12 protein-coding genes are annotated in these 15,222 nt (G+C 57.3%); 7 read left to right on the top strand and 5 right to left on the bottom strand.

What is annotated here, in order from left to right:
• The first annotated feature begins 80 nt into the window (after nt 1–80).
• The 3 genes from AB6T85_RS02420 to AB6T85_RS02410 all read left to right on the top strand — a co-directional run bounded on the left by AB6T85_RS02420 (nt 81) and on the right by AB6T85_RS02410 (nt 3,619).
• On the top strand, nt 81–2,402 hold the full coding sequence (locus AB6T85_RS02420) for an FdhF/YdeP family oxidoreductase (RefSeq protein ID WP_253454121.1): 2,322 nt from the start codon (nt 81–83) through the stop codon (nt 2,400–2,402).
• A 321-nt stretch (nt 2,403–2,723) separates the two neighbouring features.
• Nucleotides 2,724–3,149, top strand: a complete 426-nt coding sequence (nudI, locus tag AB6T85_RS02415) for a nucleoside triphosphatase NudI (protein ID WP_253454119.1) — start codon at nt 2,724–2,726, stop codon at nt 3,147–3,149.
• Nucleotides 3,150–3,418: 269 nt separating this feature from the next.
• Nucleotides 3,419–3,619: a hypothetical protein gene (locus AB6T85_RS02410; protein WP_253454117.1), complete on the top strand. Its 201-nt coding sequence runs from the start codon at nt 3,419–3,421 to the stop codon at nt 3,617–3,619.
• 156 nt (nt 3,620–3,775) lie between these two features.
• Here AB6T85_RS02410 and mqo read toward each other — a convergent pair whose 3' ends face one another.
• The 5 genes from mqo to ygbI form a co-directional block, all read right to left on the bottom strand.
• Nucleotides 3,776–5,428, bottom strand: coding sequence for a malate dehydrogenase (quinone) (mqo, locus tag AB6T85_RS02405; RefSeq protein ID WP_253454115.1), 1,653 nt, complete (start codon nt 5,426–5,428; stop codon nt 3,776–3,778).
• Between the two features lie 285 nt (nt 5,429–5,713).
• Complete coding sequence (gene treY / locus AB6T85_RS02400; RefSeq protein ID WP_369894713.1) at nt 5,714–8,227, bottom strand: malto-oligosyltrehalose synthase; 2,514 nt, start codon at nt 8,225–8,227, stop codon at nt 5,714–5,716.
• Nucleotides 8,224–10,008, bottom strand: a complete 1,785-nt coding sequence (gene treZ, locus AB6T85_RS02395; RefSeq protein WP_369894712.1) for a malto-oligosyltrehalose trehalohydrolase — start codon at nt 10,006–10,008, stop codon at nt 8,224–8,226. Before treZ ends, treY begins: the two co-directional genes overlap by 4 nt.
• Nucleotides 10,009–10,201: 193 nt before the next feature.
• Entirely contained in the window at nt 10,202–10,579 is a 378-nt protein-coding gene (locus AB6T85_RS02390) for an Rpn family recombination-promoting nuclease/putative transposase (protein WP_253454109.1), read from the bottom strand.
• A gap of 10 nt (nt 10,580–10,589) precedes the next feature.
• Entirely contained in the window at nt 10,590–11,351 is a 762-nt protein-coding gene (ygbI, locus tag AB6T85_RS02385) for a DNA-binding transcriptional repressor YgbI (RefSeq protein WP_301250800.1), read from the bottom strand.
• Between the two features lie 255 nt (nt 11,352–11,606).
• Between ygbI and ltnD the strand changes: the two genes are divergently transcribed.
• Genes ltnD through AB6T85_RS02365 form a run of 4 tightly spaced genes read left to right on the top strand, consistent with a single transcriptional unit; the run spans nt 11,607 to nt 15,182 of the window.
• The gene (ltnD, locus tag AB6T85_RS02380; RefSeq protein WP_301250798.1) at nt 11,607–12,512 is read left to right on the top strand and encodes an L-threonate dehydrogenase; all 906 of its coding nucleotides are present in this window, start codon (nt 11,607–11,609) and stop codon (nt 12,510–12,512) included.
• A complete protein-coding gene (gene otnK / locus AB6T85_RS02375) occupies nt 12,509–13,774 on the top strand; it encodes a 3-oxo-tetronate kinase (protein ID WP_253454103.1) in 1,266 nt (421 codons plus the stop codon). The genes ltnD and otnK overlap by 4 nt, the downstream gene beginning before the upstream one ends.
• Nucleotides 13,771–14,397, top strand: a complete 627-nt coding sequence (gene otnC / locus AB6T85_RS02370) for a 3-oxo-tetronate 4-phosphate decarboxylase (RefSeq protein WP_253454101.1) — start codon at nt 13,771–13,773, stop codon at nt 14,395–14,397. The genes otnK and otnC overlap by 4 nt, the downstream gene beginning before the upstream one ends.
• Nucleotides 14,397–15,182, top strand: a complete 786-nt coding sequence (locus AB6T85_RS02365) for an HPr family phosphocarrier protein (RefSeq protein WP_369894711.1) — start codon at nt 14,397–14,399, stop codon at nt 15,180–15,182. Before otnC ends, AB6T85_RS02365 begins: the two co-directional genes overlap by 1 nt.
• Nucleotides 15,183–15,222 lie beyond the last annotated feature (40 nt).

Genomic DNA, 15,222 nt, shown 5'->3' with positions numbered 1-15,222 from the left:
CATTCTGAAAGCAAAAAACCGGTCGGAAGCCGCATGCTGTTCTAAGCTAAAAACTGGTTTGTAATGTGATGCGGAGTCGTATGAAACAACAAAATAAGACTATTGGAATAGCGCCTTACGGTGGTTCAGCGGGGGGTTGGGGAGCGTTAAAGGCCGTTGCCGACGCGATCCGCGGCCAGATGTCGGTCAAACAGGACGTGATCGCGTTGTTTAAAGTCAACCAGCCGCAGGGCTTCGATTGTCCCGGCTGCGCGTGGCCCGATCCTCAGCACGGTTCCTCCTTTGAATTTTGCGAAAATGGCGCCAAGGCCGTTTCCTGGGAAGCCACCAGCAAGCGCACCACGCCGGAATTTTTCTCTGCCCATACCGTCAGTGAGCTTTGGCAACGCAACGCTTTTGAGCTGGAAGGCGAAGGCCGTCTGACTCACCCGATGAAATACGATGCGGCCACCGATACCTATCAGCCTATAGAATGGGAAACCGCCTTCCGTGAAATCGGCGAAAAGCTGCAAAGCTACGAAGATCCGGATAGCGTGGAGTTCTATACCTCAGGCCGCGCTTCTAACGAAGCAGCGTTTCTCTGGCAGCTGTTCGCGCGCGAATACGGCACTAATAATTTCCCGGATTGCTCCAATATGTGCCATGAGCCGACCAGCGTCGGCCTGCCGCAGTCCATCGGCATAGGCAAAGGCACCATCGAACTGGAAGATTTCGATCACTGCGATCTGGTGCTGTGTATCGGCCATAACCCCGGCACTAATCATCCACGCATGCTGGGTACGCTACGTGAAGTCTCCAAACGCGGCGCAACCATCGTGGCGATCAATCCGCTGCGGGAAAGAGGGCTTGAACGCTTTACCTCTCCGCAAAGCCCGGTAGAAATGCTGTCGCTCAGCTCCACCACGCTCGCTTCTACCTATTACAAAGTGCGCGTTGGCGGCGATGCCGCCATGCTGAAAGGCGTGATGAAGTGTCTGCTGGTGATGCACGAGCGGGCGCTGGCGGCCGGAGAGCCCGGCGTGCTGGACGAAAGCTTTATCAGCGAACATACCGAAGGTTTTGACGCCCTGAAGGCGGACCTGGATGCCACCGACTGGCCGCATATTCTGAAAGTCTCCGGTATGACGTTTGAAGAGATCCAGAATATTGCCCACCTGTATGCCAAAGCAGAAAGAACCATTATCTGTTACGGCATGGGTATCACCCAGCACCAGTACGGCACGCAAAATGTACAGCAAATCGCTAACCTGCTGTTGATGCGTGGCAATATCGGCAAGAAAGGCGCGGGCATCTGCCCACTGCGCGGCCACTCTAACGTACAGGGCGATCGTACCGTCGGCATTACTGAAATCCCGCCGCAGTCGCTGCTGGACAACCTGGAAAAAGTGTTTGGCTTTAAGCCGCCGCAGAAACATGGACACGGTGCGGTGCAGGCTATTCAGGCGATCCGCGACGGCCACTCCAAAGCACTGCTTTGCCTGGGCGGCAACCTGGCGGAGGCGATCTCCGATCCGCAGCAAACCTTCGAGGCGATGCGCAAGCTGGATCTGGTGGTGCATATGGCGACCAAGCTGAACCGCTCGCATCTGCTGTTGGGCAAACATAACTATCTGCTGCCGGTGCTTGGCCGAACCGAAATCGACAGGCAGGCATCGGGCGAGCAGAGCGTGACCGTGGAAGATTCCATGTCGATGGTGCACGCCTCGCGCGGCTCGCTGAAGCCCGCTTCGGAATGGCTGAAGTCGGAGCCGGCCATCGTAGCGGGTCTGGCGAAAGCCACGCTGCCCAACACTAAGGTGAACTGGGACAGAATGATCGGCGACTACAGCTTTATCCGCCAGGCTATCGAAGCCGTTTTCCCGGCCTTTGAGGATTTTAACCGCAAGATCCTACAGCCGGGCGGCTTCCGTCTTTACAACGCCGCGTCGGAACGCAAATGGCTGACGCCGTCGGGTAAAGCGCAGTTTAAGATCATGCAGGGCATTAACGAGGATCCGCGTTCGCTGAAGTGCCACGATTTGGTGCTGACGACGCTGCGCAGTCACGATCAGTACAACACCACGCTGTACGGGCTGAACGATCGCTATCGCGGCGTGACGGGAAGGCGGGACGTACTGTTTATCTCGGCAGATGAGGCAGAAAAACGCCGCCTGCGGGTCGGCGACAAGGTGCATATGGTGGCGCTCGATCCGGACGGCAAGCAGACCTCGCGACGCCTGGATAATCTGACGATAGTGGTTTACGACATGGCGCCTGGCTCGGTCGCGGCCTACTATCCGGAAGCCAACGTGCTGGTGCCGCTGGACAGCTTCGATACCGAAAGCGGTATTCCGGCTTATAAAAGCATTCCTGTCGCGCTGGAGCACGCAGAAGCGACCGAAACGTCGGGCACGCTGCGCTAAAAATGGGAAGGAGGGGGCGACCTCTCCTTTTCTTCCTGACCCCGCAAAAATAAACGTAATGGCTTTAAAATTGCTTCAGCTGAGCGTACCCTGAGCACGCAATCCTTTCTCCTGCGAGGTTACTGAGCTTCCCGAATATCCGCAGTAATAAAACGAGTAATCAGCACAGAGTAATAAAGAACATAACTCGGATAAAATCGCATAGATATCAAAACAGGAAATTACGGATAGCCTTTCGGAAAACTGACCTAAGTTGAGGTCAATAACATGTTAAAACCTCCTGATACTTTAATGGATAAATAGCAATATTAAGGAAATAAAATGCGACAGAGGATAATCGTATGTCCTGTGATTCAAAACGAAGGTGAGTATTTGCTTTGTAAAATGGCTGCGGATCGTGGTGTTTTTCCGGGGCAGTGGGCCTTGCCTGGTGGAGGGATGGAGGCGGGCGAAACACTGGAAGAAGCCCTGAGGCGCGAAATAAATGAAGAGTTAGGCGAGGAGCTATGCATCACAGATATTCAGCCCTGGACTTTTCGTGATGACATCCGAACCAAAACGTACCCGGATGGCAAAACTGAAGAAATTTATATGATTTATCTTATATTTGACTGCATCAGTACTAATCGAAATATTACTTTTAACGAGGAGTTTCAGGAAATCGCATGGGTCCCCCCTGAAACCTTAAAAGCTATGGATCTGAATGAAGCGACTCGTATCACATTTGCCCACAAGGGGCTTATTTAGCGGCCTGCCCGGCCGCTAGCCCGGTTTATTAGGATGTGAGCCCCCTTATTTTTGATTAAAATCAAAATTATCTGTTAAATATTTCCTTAACTAAAATTTTTACTTTCGCTTGCTTCACAAACTGATTTTTCACCACTACTTTTTCTTTCAACAGGCTTTCTTAATTTCCCGATAGCCTGTGCTACAGGCGCTTTTGCGCGCAGACGCAGGGATAGTGTCTCTTTCGAACATTATACCTGCTGGTTGCCATCAGCCTGAAGGATACTTCTATGAGAGAACTTGATGCTTCAGAGTTAATTTACGTAAACGGAGGAAGCGATAGCATTACCAGTGGCCTGACTGAAACCGAAACAACGCTAACAACCCGCGGCGGAATTAAAGATTATGATGGCTGGCAAAGCGGTGCGATAGGCGCAGCGTTAGGAAACGCGCTGTACGTTTTGGGAAAATCATTAGGCTGGTGGAGTTAAAAGAGAAAATCCAGGTGTTTAATCGATACTATTGAAAATGGGATTCAGGGACGTTCGGCAAAATAATCAGAATAGTTTAAGGAGGCGATCAATCAGCATTTTTTCTAAACACATCATTGAAAAGATCCCCGCGCCATCCGGCGCGGGAAACAGGATTTACAGCGCCATATCGTGCTGGGCTGGCGTTTTCTCAGCCTGGCCAGTAATGGTGGACTGCGCAGGCTCCTGAGCAGGCATCTTGATAACCGGTGGCTTGGTCAGCTGCAGCGTGGCCGCGGTGTCATCCCAGACATGCTGCGTCAGCTCGGTGTTACCGTTCAGCGTCTGGCCGTAGGTTGGCACCACTTTATGGATCTTTTCCTGCCATTCCGGCGAGTTGAACTGCTCCGGGAACAGCTTCTTCATCACGTTGATAGCGATAGGTGCCGCAGTCGAAGCGCCTGGCGATGCGCCCAGCAGGGCCGCCACGGTTTTCTGCTGATCGGTCACAATTTCTGTACCCAGCTTCAGCACGCCGCCTTTATCCGCATCTTTCTTGATGATCTGCACGCGTTGACCCGCCTGGATCAGTTTCCAGTCTTCTTTCTTCGCGTCCGGATAGTACTCTTTCAGCGCGGCAAAACGGTCGTCGTCGCTCAGCATGACCTGACCAATCAGGTATTTCACCAGGTCAAAGTTATCCATGCCCACGTGGGTCATCGGCATAAAGTTGCTGGTGGTGGTGGTGCTCAGCAGATCGAACAGCGAACCGTTTTTCAGGAACTTGGTAGAGAAGGTCGCGAACGGCCCAAACAGTACCACACGCTTACCGTCCAGGTTACGCGCATCGATATGCGGAACGGACATTGGCGGTGCGCCTACGGAAGCCTGACCGTACACTTTTTGCAGGTGACGGCTGGTAATGGCCGGATTCTCGGTGACCAGGAAAGAGCCGCCAACCGGGAAGCCTGCATAGTTGTCCGCTTCCGGAATGCCGGTTTTTTGCAGCAGCTTCAGCGCGCCGCCGCCAGCACCGATAAAGACATATTTCGCGTCAATCGCGCGTTCGCCGCCGTTTTTCACGTCTTTGATGGTCACGTGCCAGGAGTTGTCGCTGTTACGCTTAAAGTCGGTCACTTCTGAAGAGGTTTCCAGCTTAAAGTTGCTGTTTTTCTTCAGGCTGGCGGTCAGCTGACGAGTGATCTCACCGTAGTTAACGTCGGTGCCTACCGGCGTCCAGGTGGCCGCGACTTTCTGCTTAGGATCGCGGCCTTCAATAACCAGCGGCGCCCACTGTTTGATCTGATCCTGATCGGTAGAGAACTTCATGCCCTGGAATAGGGTGGTTTTCTGCAGCGCAGCATAGCGCTTGCTCAGGAACTCAACGTTGTCGTCGCCCCAGACAAAGCTCATGTGCGGCGTAGAGTTGATAAAGGAGTGCGGGTTGTTCAGCACGCCGTTTTTCACCTGAGAAGTCCAGAACTGGCGAGAGATCATAAAGGCTTCGTTGATCTCCAGCGCCTTGCTGACGTCGATGGTGCCGTCGGCACGCTCAGGCGTATAGTTCAGCTCCATATTGGCGGAGTGGCCGGTACCGGCGTTGTTCCAGCCGTTGGAAGACTCAAGGGCGACGCCGTCGAGCTTCTCAACCATAATCTGTTTCCAGTCTGGCTGAACGTCTTCCAGCATCGTGCCCAGCGAGGCGCTCATGATGCCGCCGCCGATCAGCAGAACGTCGGTTTTCTCTGGTGCAGTTTCAGCATGGATCGCTGTAGAAATCAGTAACGCAGACAGCGAAACTGAGGTAATCAGTTTTTTTGATTTAATCATGGCAGGTGTCGATAGTCGGGATTTGACATTAGTTAAAAAGTGTCCATAAATATTAAAATATTGTTATGGCAGATTGTATGTGTTTTTAGTTACAAAACTAAAAAATGTCATATTTTAGTTAATTTAGTTACAAATGGGCAGGAAAAAGCGGAGCATCTGTTACGAGATGGTTCAGACATGCCGCTTTCGGCAAGCGTTAATGCAAATTAGCGGCAGCTTCCGTAATACCAGCGTTAACTATAGGGATAAGTTACAGCAGCACGTCCTTGTGCTGTAGAGTCAGCTTTACCGGCTAAGCAGAATAACCGGCATCCGCCGATCGCCTCCCGCCAGGCTAAAGCTTGTCTCCAGCGCAGATTCTGCGCCACTGATCAGATTGATATAGCGTCGGCCAGCCAGCGCCTCCGGCAGGGCGATTTCCGCCGGCGCCCAGTGCGCCTCCTGCAATCGGTTAAACACAAGGCGGGGCAGGATCACAATCAGCGCCGCCTCGTCGTTGGCTCGACCAAAAGCCAGCACGTTCTCCGCCTGCTGACCCGTGGCGCTCAGCGGCAGATAGTCGCCTTTACGAAACAGATCCGGCAGCTGCTGACGCAGGGGCAGCACTTTAGCAATCAGCTGCTGCTTCAGGCGACCGTCCAGCCAGTGCGCTTCATTAGCGGGATCGACCTGCTCAACCTGATTTAACAGCTGCTCCAGCGCGCAGAAATCCGGCTCGCGACGGTTGTCGGGATCCACCAGGCTCAGATCCAGCGTTTCGCTGCCCTGATAAATATCCGGCACGCCCGGTGCGGTCAGCTTGATGGCCGTCTGGGTCAGGCTGTTAACAAGGCCTGCGTGGATAAAGGGCTGGAGCGACGCGGTGAAGTCCTGCAAAAAAGCCTGATTATCGGGCGACAGCAGATGACGCACATAGTCGAGCACGGCATTTTCATAGGTTTCGTTGCTGTCGGCCCAGTCGGTGCGCAGCTTCGCCTCACGCAGCGCTTTTTCTACAAAGCCGGTAAAGCGCTCCTCCAGCGCCTTGAGGCCTTCAGCATCATCAGGCGCCAGATCGGTGGGCCATGCGCCCGCCAGCGACTGGTACAGCATCCACTCCACGGCGGGTTTTGGCGCAGGGCCGTCCTTAAGCTGCACCACCTGAGACTGGTTGCCTTGCCGCCAGCGAGAGACGCACTCCGCCCAGCGCTCCGGCGCTTCGCTCAGCGTATAGAGGCGCGCTCGCGCATCTTCGCCACGCTTGGTGTCGTGGGTAGAGGTGCCGGAAAGGGCGTCCGGCTGACGGGCCAGCCGCTCCTGCATCTCCTGGTGGAAACGTTCCGGCGAGAAGTCATCCGGCATCGGCTCCGCGCCGACCTCATTCAGCGCCAGCGCCATATGCAGGCGGAAAAACAGCGTGTCCTCGACCGATTTTGCCATCAGCGGCCCGGTCAGCTGCTGGAAGCGGGTGCGGAAGCTGGCGGCGTCGTCACTGGCGGCAGCGGAAACTTCGCCCGCCATAATCCGCGTTAAAAAGCCCAGCGCCTCGGGATCCGGTGCCTTAACGCCCTGGCGCACCTCGTCCGCTACTTTCAGCAGCAGGTCGGCATCTTCGGGCGGCAGCCCCTCTGTTGTGCCGTAAGTGCGGTAAACGGGGAAGGCGACCAGCAGCTCCCGCAGCGCCGTCAACAGCGCTTTCTCTTCCAGCGGCTCGTTATCGGCGGCGGCGATAGTGGTGGCAAGCTGCAAAAGCCTGGTCGCTTCACCGGCGAAGTTGCGGGTCGCCATCAGCATTTTGGCCGCGCGCAGCTCCGCCTGCACGTCAACCGGCTTGCCCAGCAGCGTTTCATAGGCCTGCCGCAGCTGACGAATATGTTTGCCGTCCACCAGCGCTTCGGACAGGGAAGCAATAAATTCATACCCAGTGGTGCCGGAGACAGGCCAGTCGGCAGGCAGATGCTCGCCCTTAGCCAGGATCTTTTCTACCGTGATATAGCAATCCGGTCCGGCTTCCTGACGCAGCCGTTCCAGATAGCTTTTAGGATCGGCCAGCCCGTCGACGTGGTCAACGCGCAGGCCCTGCACCGCGCCGCTGCGCACCAGCTCGAGGATCAGCTGGTGCGCATCATCGAACACCGCCTTATCCTCCACCCGCACGCCGGCCAGCCCCGTGATTTCAAAAAAGCGGCGGAAGGAGAGGTCGCGCGGCGCGTCCCGCCAGGACATCAGCCTGTAGGGCTGGCTGTCGTGCAGCGCAGCGATATCGGCTTTGTCGGTGAGTTGCAGCACCGCCTCCGCCCGATCCTGCCAGCTTGCAGGCGTCAGCGGATAGAAATGTTCGTAGTAAGCCAGCGCCGGTTTCCCGGTTTGCGGATCGGGTTTAACCGCGATAGCGCCGTTTTCAAGCTCCACCTCAAAATCATCGCCAAGGAAAGGCAGCGTCAGACGACGTGACCAGTCGATATCAAAATGGTGGGCGTAGCGGCTGTTTTCGCCGTGCTCTACCACGTCGCGCCACCAGGCGTTTTCCAGCGATGAGGCCATATGGTTCGGCACGATATCGATGATCAGCCCCAGGCCAGCCTGTTGCAGCGTTTTCACCAGACGATCGAAGCCCTCACGGCCGCCAATCGCCGGATCGATTTCATTGGCGTTGATAACATCGTAACCGTGGGTAGAGCCGGAAAGCGCGGTAAAAATGGGCGACGCGTAGAGATGACTAATGCCCAGCTGTTTCAGATAGGGAACAAGCGCGGCGGCCCGATCGAAAGTCATGCCGCTGCGGAACTGGATACGGTAGGTCGAGGCTGGAATAGTCACGCGGTTTCTCCCGGAGCAAGGCGAACAAGGATGGCATGCTGGGGCAGCTCGGTGATGGCCTGCGGCCAGCTAAAAATCGTCTCGCCCGGCATGTCCGGCACGGGCTGGGTTTTCTCGCCGATATTCAGCGCGATCGACAGCGTGCCCTGAGGGAACGTCCAGCTGACAGCGACGAAACCGGCGGCGGTTTGCAGCACTTTGCCGCTGTTGCCGCCTGCAGTGGTGAGCAGCGGCACGATATAGCGCTGCCGCACGGCCAGCAGCTCTTTGGTCAATGCCAGCCACGCCTGTCCCTGCGGGCTTTGCGTTTTTTGCCAGTCCAGCTTTGAAGCGTCAAACGTGCTTTTGGCATTAGGATCGGGCACGCTTTCGTCTTCATGTCCGGCATGGCCCTGGAATTCACGCGCGCGCCCTTCGCGCACCGCTTTAGCCAGATCGCCGTGGAAATCGGTAAAGAACAGGAAAGGCCGGGTTTCGCCGTACTCTTCGCCCATAAACAGCAGGGGAATATGCGGCGAGCAGAGCAGCGTGGCCAGCAGCACTTTGGTGCGATCGGCGCCCGCCAGCTGGATCAGCCTGTCGCCCTGGGCGCGGTTGCCCGTCTGGTCATGGTTCTGAATAAAATCGACAAAAGCGACCGGCGGCTGACCTGAACTTTTCACGCCGCGTTTTTCACCCGACTGCGCCGAGACTTCGCCCTGATAAGCGAAGCCTTCCGTCAGAATGCGCGCAATAAGCTTTTCCGGCTCGTTAGCGAAGTCGCGATAGTAGGCGTGGGTTTCGCCGGTGGCGAAAACGTGAATGGCGTTATGGAAATCATCGTTCCACTCGCCGGTAAACAGCGGCACGCTGCCGTCCTCTTCACGCGGGTGCAGGAAAATGACGTTACGGCTGTCCTCGGTGGTGAGGTGAACCGGCCGGTCGGTGATTTCTGCACGAATACGTTCGGCGATAGCGATCAGCGCATGTTTTTCCGAGGTGTCTTCAATCTGATCGATGGCGTCAAAACGCAGCCCGTCCAGATTGTACTCCTGTAGCCAGTACAGCGGCGCTTCCACCATATAGTCGCGAGCCGCCGCGACGTCATAAGCGATTCCGGCTCCCCAGGGAGTCATGCGCTCTTTATGAAAGAAGTCAGGCGCCAGCAGCGGCAGGTAGTTGCCTTCCGGACCAAAATGGTTCAGGACGATATCAAGCACCACCGACAGGCCATGACCGTGCGCGGCGTCGATAAAGGCTTTGAAATCGTCCGGCGTGCCGTAAGCGGAGTGCGGCGCGTAAAGCAGCACGCCGTCGTAGCCCCAGCCGCGATTGCCGCCAAACTGCGAAACGGGCAGCACTTCCAGCATGGTGATACCCAGCTCCGCCAGGTGAGGCAGTTTCTCTATGGCGGCCCGAAAGGTGCCTTCCGGGGTAAAGGTGCCGATATGCATTTCGTACACCACCGTTTCAATCCACGGACGACCGCGCCATTCATGCTGCCAGCTATAGCTTGCGGGATCGATAACCACAGAGGGGCCGTTAACGTCCGCCTTTTGCGCACGCGATGCCGGATCCGGCACCACCATGCCGTCGGCAAGCACAAAGTTGTATTCCGCGCCGGGCGCTACCTCGCTGACCTCCGCTTCAAACCAGCCGTCGCCGCTGGCGGACATGGCAATATCTTTTCCGGCCAGCCTGAGCGTGACGCTTTTTTGCCCGGTAGCCCAAAGGCGAAAACGAATCTTACCGTCGGCCACATACTCGGCCCCCCAGCTCTTACTAAATGTTCCGGATCCCATTCAATAGCCTCTTTAAGCACAGCGGTGAGCGATAGACGACATCGCAAGGAGTGCGATGTAAGCTTTGAAGAAATCATAGACTATTGCGTAGAAAGTGAAGGGTATGCGGCAGGGCGCAAAAAGCAGGATGAGGTTGGGTTTTGCCGGGCCTGGCGACGGCCCGGACGTGCTTATTACAGGCCTGGTGGAAAAATCACGGGTAAAGCTGCGCCAGTTCAACCTTGCTCAGCCCGGTTAGCGTTGCCACGGCCTGAAGGTCAAATCCCTGCCGCAGCATCGCCCGGGCGATATTGCGCGCCTCCGCTTTTCGACCGAGCCGCATTCCTTTACGCATTCCTTTTTCGACGCCCATTTTCATCCCTTCCTGAACGCCTGTTTGCTTGAGCTGCTGTGCGATAGTCATCAGTTTCTCCTCGTGTTGCGGCACGCGCTGTGCCAGCTGCTGTACAAATACCTTTGCGTCTGAAGCTTCACCTGCAAGCAATAAATAGTTTACCAGTGAAATCAAATGCTGTTCTGTGAGATCTCCCGCTAAAATCAACGCGGTCAGCCTGTCCAACAGGTCCGTCATATCGCGCAGGTTAATCCGCGAGAGCCAGCTTCCAGTTTCCTTCGCCCAGCGCTTCGCGCGCCTGAGCACTCAGGCGGCTATCGGTGACGATGGTGTCGAAGATCTCCAGCGGCAGCGCCATAAACGTGGCGATTTTATTGTATTTGGAGCTGTCGCTGAGCAGTACGCGCTTGCTGCTGACGTCGCACACCGCCTGCTTTACCGTGACCTTGTCCTCGTCCGGGGTAAAGAGGCCTCGCGGCCCCCAGCAGGATGCAGAGATAAAAGCGATATCAATAGCGAGATGGCGCAGGCTGCGCGCCGCGCTTTCCCCGACGCAGGAACGATTTTCGCGGCATACCGTGCCGCCGGTGTGGATCAGCCGACAGCGGCTTTTCTCCATCAGCAAGGCCGCCACCATAAAGTCGTTGGTCACCACCAGCAGGTCGTCGCGATCCAGCAGCTCGCCGGCCAGCGCCAGCGTGGTGGTGCCCGCATCAATATAAATACAGCTGTTGCGGGGAATATGCTGCGCGGCGCGGCGGCCAATCGCATTTTTCTCCGCATTATAGAGCGAGGTTTTGGTCTGGTGCGACGGTTCCGCCGCCAGCCGTTCCGCCGAACGCACGCCGCCGGATACCGCCAGCAGCGCGCCTTGTTCCTCCAGCTTCTGCACGTCGCGTCGAATGGTCATATGCGATACGCCCAGCCGTTCGCTCAGTTCCGAAAAGCTCACCACGCCGCGTTCGGCCACCATCGCCAGGATCTGCTGATGTCGTTCAACCGGGATCACGTCTGCTCCTGTGAAATTATCAATTTTTCACATTGTAATGGAAAGGGATGGCCGCGCGAATAGAAAATTTGCCGGTTCTGCGGTGTGGTTCCGCCTTTTCGCCTCAAGATTCAGTGCTGACAGCGCTTGTGAAGAAATGTTCTTTTTTGTTCGCCGCCTTCAATTTGTGATGCGCGGCACATTTATTCATCCGATAAGCTGGCACGATTAACAACATTGAACAAATAATCACTTAATTTAACAACGGAGGCCACGGTGCCAATTCAAAACGTTTGCGTAATCGGTTTAGGGTCGATGGGGATGGGCGCAGCCGCCTCCTGCATTCGTGCGGGGCTGAACACCTGGGGCGTCGATCTTAATCCAGCGGCGCTGGAAACGCTGCGCCAGACGGGCGCCCGCGATGCGCAAACCGCCGCCGACGGGTTCGTCGATCAGCTTGAGGCCGTGCTGCTGCTGGTGGTCAACGCTAAACAGGTTAACGCTATTTTATTCGGCGATAACGGCCTGGCCGCCAGGCTGAAGCCGGGGACGGTGGTGATGGTGTCGTCCACTATCTCTGCGCAGGACGCGCAGCAGATTGAACAGCGGCTGGCGCAGCATCAGCTGCTGATGCTGGACGCGCCCGTTTCCGGCGGCGCGGCCAAAGCGGCAACCGGTGAGATGACGGTGATGGCCTCCGGCAGCGATGCCGCGTTTGAACGTTTGCAGCCGGTGCTGGAGGCGGTGGCGGCAAAAGTCTACCGCGTCGGCAGCGAAATCGGCCTGGGATCCACCGTAAAAATTATTCATCAGCTGCTGGCTGGCGTGCATATCGCGGTGGGAGCGGAAGCGATGGCGATGGCCGCCCGCGCCGGTATCCCACTGGATACCATGTATGAGGTCGTCACCAATGCGGCGGGCAACTCATGGATGTTTGAGAACCGGATGCGCCACGTGGTCGACGGCGACTACAGCCCGAAATCCGCAGTCGATATCTTTGTGAAAGATCTCAACCTGGTGGCCGAGACGGCAAAAGCGCTGCAGTTTCCGCTGCCGCTGGCCTCTACCGCGCTGAACATGTTTACCGAAGCCAGCAACGCCGGCTATGGCCGTGAAGACGACAGCGCGGTGATCAAGATTTTCAGCGGTATCACGCTGCCTCAGGGCAAGGAGCAGGCATGACGCGTTTAGGAGTGATTGCCGACGACTTTACCGGCGCGACCGATATCGCCAGCTTTCTGACGCAGAACGGCCTGGCCACCATCCAGTTTAACGGCGTGCCTGAACAGCAGGAAAGCCTTGCCGCGCAGGCGATCGTTATCAGCCTGAAGTCGCGCTCCTGCCCGGTTGAGCAGGCGGTTGACCAGTCGCTGGCCGCGCTGCGCTGGCTCCGGGAGCAGGGCTGCGATCGTTTCTATTTTAAATACTGCTCCACCTTCGACAGTACGGAGAAAGGCAATATCGGCCCGGTCACCGACGCGCTGCTATATGAGCTTGGCGAAACGCAGACGGCTATCTGTCCGGCGCTGCCGGTGAACGGCCGCACCGTCTATCAGGGCCATCTGTTTGTCGGCGAACAGCTGCTGTCGGAGTCGGGGATGCGTCATCATCCGGTCACGCCGATGACGGACAGCAATCTGCTGCGCCTGATGGCGCGTCAGGCTAAGGGCAAAGCGGGCCTGATTGCCGCCGCCACGCTGGACCTCGGTGCCGAAGCGGTGCGCGAAAAACTAAGCGAGCTGAAGGCCGCCGGGGTGAATTATGTGGTGCTGGATGCGCTCAGCGAACAGCATTTACTGACCCAGGGCGAGGCGCTGCGCGAGATGCGCCTGGTCACCGGCGGCTCCGGCCTGGCTATCGGGCTGGCGCGCCAGTGGGCTACTACGCAAAACCTTGGTAACGAGGCCGAAACGGCAGGGCGTCCACGCGGCGAGCGCGCGGTGGTGATTTCCGGCTCCTGCTCGCAGATGACCAACCGGCAGGTCAACGCCTATCGTCAGCAGGCGCCCGCGCGTGAAGTAGAGGTCAGCCGCTGTCTGGACAATGTAGACGACTATGCCCGCGAGCTTGCCGACTGGGTTGCCGATCAAAACGCCCGGCCGCTGGCGCCGATGCTTTACGCCACGGCGGATGCGCAACAGCTACAGCTTATTCAGCAGCAATACGGTGCACAGCGCAGCAGCGAGGCGGTAGAAACCCTGTTCGCCGCCGTGACCCGCAACCTGAAGGCGCGCGGCTGGCAACGCTTTATCGTAGCGGGCGGCGAAACTTCCGGCGTGGTGGCGCAGAGCCTGGACGTGACCGCTTTCCATATCGGCCCGACCATTTCCCCCGGCGTGCCCTGGGTAAGGGATATTCATCAGCCGCTGTCGCTGGCGCTGAAGTCAGGCAATTTTGGCGACGAGCAGTTTTTCCGCCGCGCGCAAACGGAGTTTTCATCATGACAGAACAACAGGCCCGCCAGGAGATGGTGAAGCTGGGCGCCTCTTTTTTTCAGCGCGGCTACGCTACCGGCTCTGCCGGCAACCTTTCTGTGCTGCTGGAGGACGGTAATCTGCTGGCGACGCCGACCGGCTCCTGTCTGGGCGAACTGGACGGCGATCGCCTGTCTAAAGTGACGCCGCAGGGTGAATGGATCGCCGGCGACAAGCCCTCCAAAGAGATCGCCTTTCACCGGGCGCTTTATCTGAACGATCCCGACTGCAAAGCGGTGGTGCACCTGCACAGCCACTATCTGACCGCGCTCTCCTGTCTGGAAGATCTGGATCGGCAGAACTGTATCCGACCGTTTACGCCTTATGTGGTGATGCGCGTCGGCGATGTGCCTGTCGTGCCTTATTACCGGCCGGGCGATACGCGGCTGGCAGACGATCTCGCCGCGCTGGCGGGGCGCTATCGCGGCTTTCTGCTGGCGAACCACGGCTCGGTAGTGGTAGGCAGCTCGCTGCGCGAAGCGGCGGATAATACGGAAGAGCTGGAAGAGACGGCGCGCCTGATTTTCACGCTGGGCGACCGCGCGATCCGCTACCTCAGCGAGGCCGAAGTTGACGAGTTAAGGAGCCGATAATGCCGAAGTTTGCAGCCAATATTTCCACCCAGTTTACCGAAGTGCCTTTCCTGGATCGCTTTGCCGCGGCGGCCGACGCCGGTTTCGAGGCCGTGGAATTTCTGTTTCCCTATGACTACCCGGCGCAACAGCTAAAAGCGCGGCTGGATGAACATAACCTTAAGCTGGTGCTGTTTAACACCGCGCCGCGCGACGTGCAGTCAGGAGAATGGGGCGTAACGGCGATCCCGGGGCGCGAAGCCGATGCCCGCGCCGATATCGACAGCGCGCTGGAGTATGCGCTGGCGCTGAACGTCTCGCAGGTGCATATCATGGCTGGCGTGGTGCAGGAAGGCATGGATCGCGCGGCCTGCGAGCAGACGTTTATCAGCAATATTCACTATGCGGCCGACCGTTTTGCGCCGCACGGCATCACCATCCTGCTGGAGGCGCTCGGCCCCAAAATCAAGCCCAACTATCTCTATGCCAGCCAGTATCAGACGCTGGCGATGATGGCGCGTATCGATCGGCCAAACGTCTTCACCCAGCTCGACCTGTTTCACGCGCAGATGGTGGACGGCAACCTGAGCCACCTGATCCGGGAAAACGCTGGGCGCTATCGTCACGTGCAGATCGCCTCTGCACCGGATCGCCACGAGCCGGACGAGGGCGAAATCAACTACCCGTGGCTGTTTACCCTGCTGGATGACGTGGGCTACGACGGCTGGGTAGGCTGCGAATATATTCCACGCAACGGCACGCTCGCCGGGCTTGGCTGGTTTAAATCCTGGGCGAAAAAACGCTAAGCCTGTGTTACCCGGCGCCTTCGCGCCGGTTTACCTCACC

The sequence above is a fragment of the Erwinia aeris genome, assembly GCF_041224955.1.
Classification (GTDB): Bacteria; Pseudomonadota; Gammaproteobacteria; order Enterobacterales; family Enterobacteriaceae; genus Erwinia; species Erwinia aeris.
Note: the sequence above shows the minus strand (reverse complement) of the source record. Positions and strands in the feature narration are given on the sequence as shown.

What these genes read in the sequence shown, in the direction of transcription:
- AB6T85_RS02420 (WP_253454121.1), top strand. Translation starts at nt 81, where the DNA reads ATGAAACAACAAAATAAGACTATTGGAATAGCGCCTTACGGTGGTTCA.
- nudI (WP_253454119.1), top strand. Translation starts at nt 2,724, where the DNA reads ATGCGACAGAGGATAATCGTATGTCCTGTGATTCAAAACGAAGGTGAG.
- AB6T85_RS02410 (WP_253454117.1), top strand. Translation starts at nt 3,419, where the DNA reads ATGAGAGAACTTGATGCTTCAGAGTTAATTTACGTAAACGGAGGAAGC.
- mqo (WP_253454115.1), bottom strand. Translation starts at nt 5,428, where the DNA reads ATGATTAAATCAAAAAAACTGATTACCTCAGTTTCGCTGTCTGCGTTA.
- treZ (WP_369894712.1), bottom strand. Translation starts at nt 10,008, where the DNA reads ATGGGATCCGGAACATTTAGTAAGAGCTGGGGGGCCGAGTATGTGGCC.
- AB6T85_RS02390 (WP_253454109.1), bottom strand. Translation starts at nt 10,579, where the DNA reads ATGACGGACCTGTTGGACAGGCTGACCGCGTTGATTTTAGCGGGAGAT.
- otnK (WP_253454103.1), top strand. Translation starts at nt 12,509, where the DNA reads ATGACGCGTTTAGGAGTGATTGCCGACGACTTTACCGGCGCGACCGAT.
- otnC (WP_253454101.1), top strand. Translation starts at nt 13,771, where the DNA reads ATGACAGAACAACAGGCCCGCCAGGAGATGGTGAAGCTGGGCGCCTCT.
- AB6T85_RS02365 (WP_369894711.1), top strand. Translation starts at nt 14,397, where the DNA reads ATGCCGAAGTTTGCAGCCAATATTTCCACCCAGTTTACCGAAGTGCCT.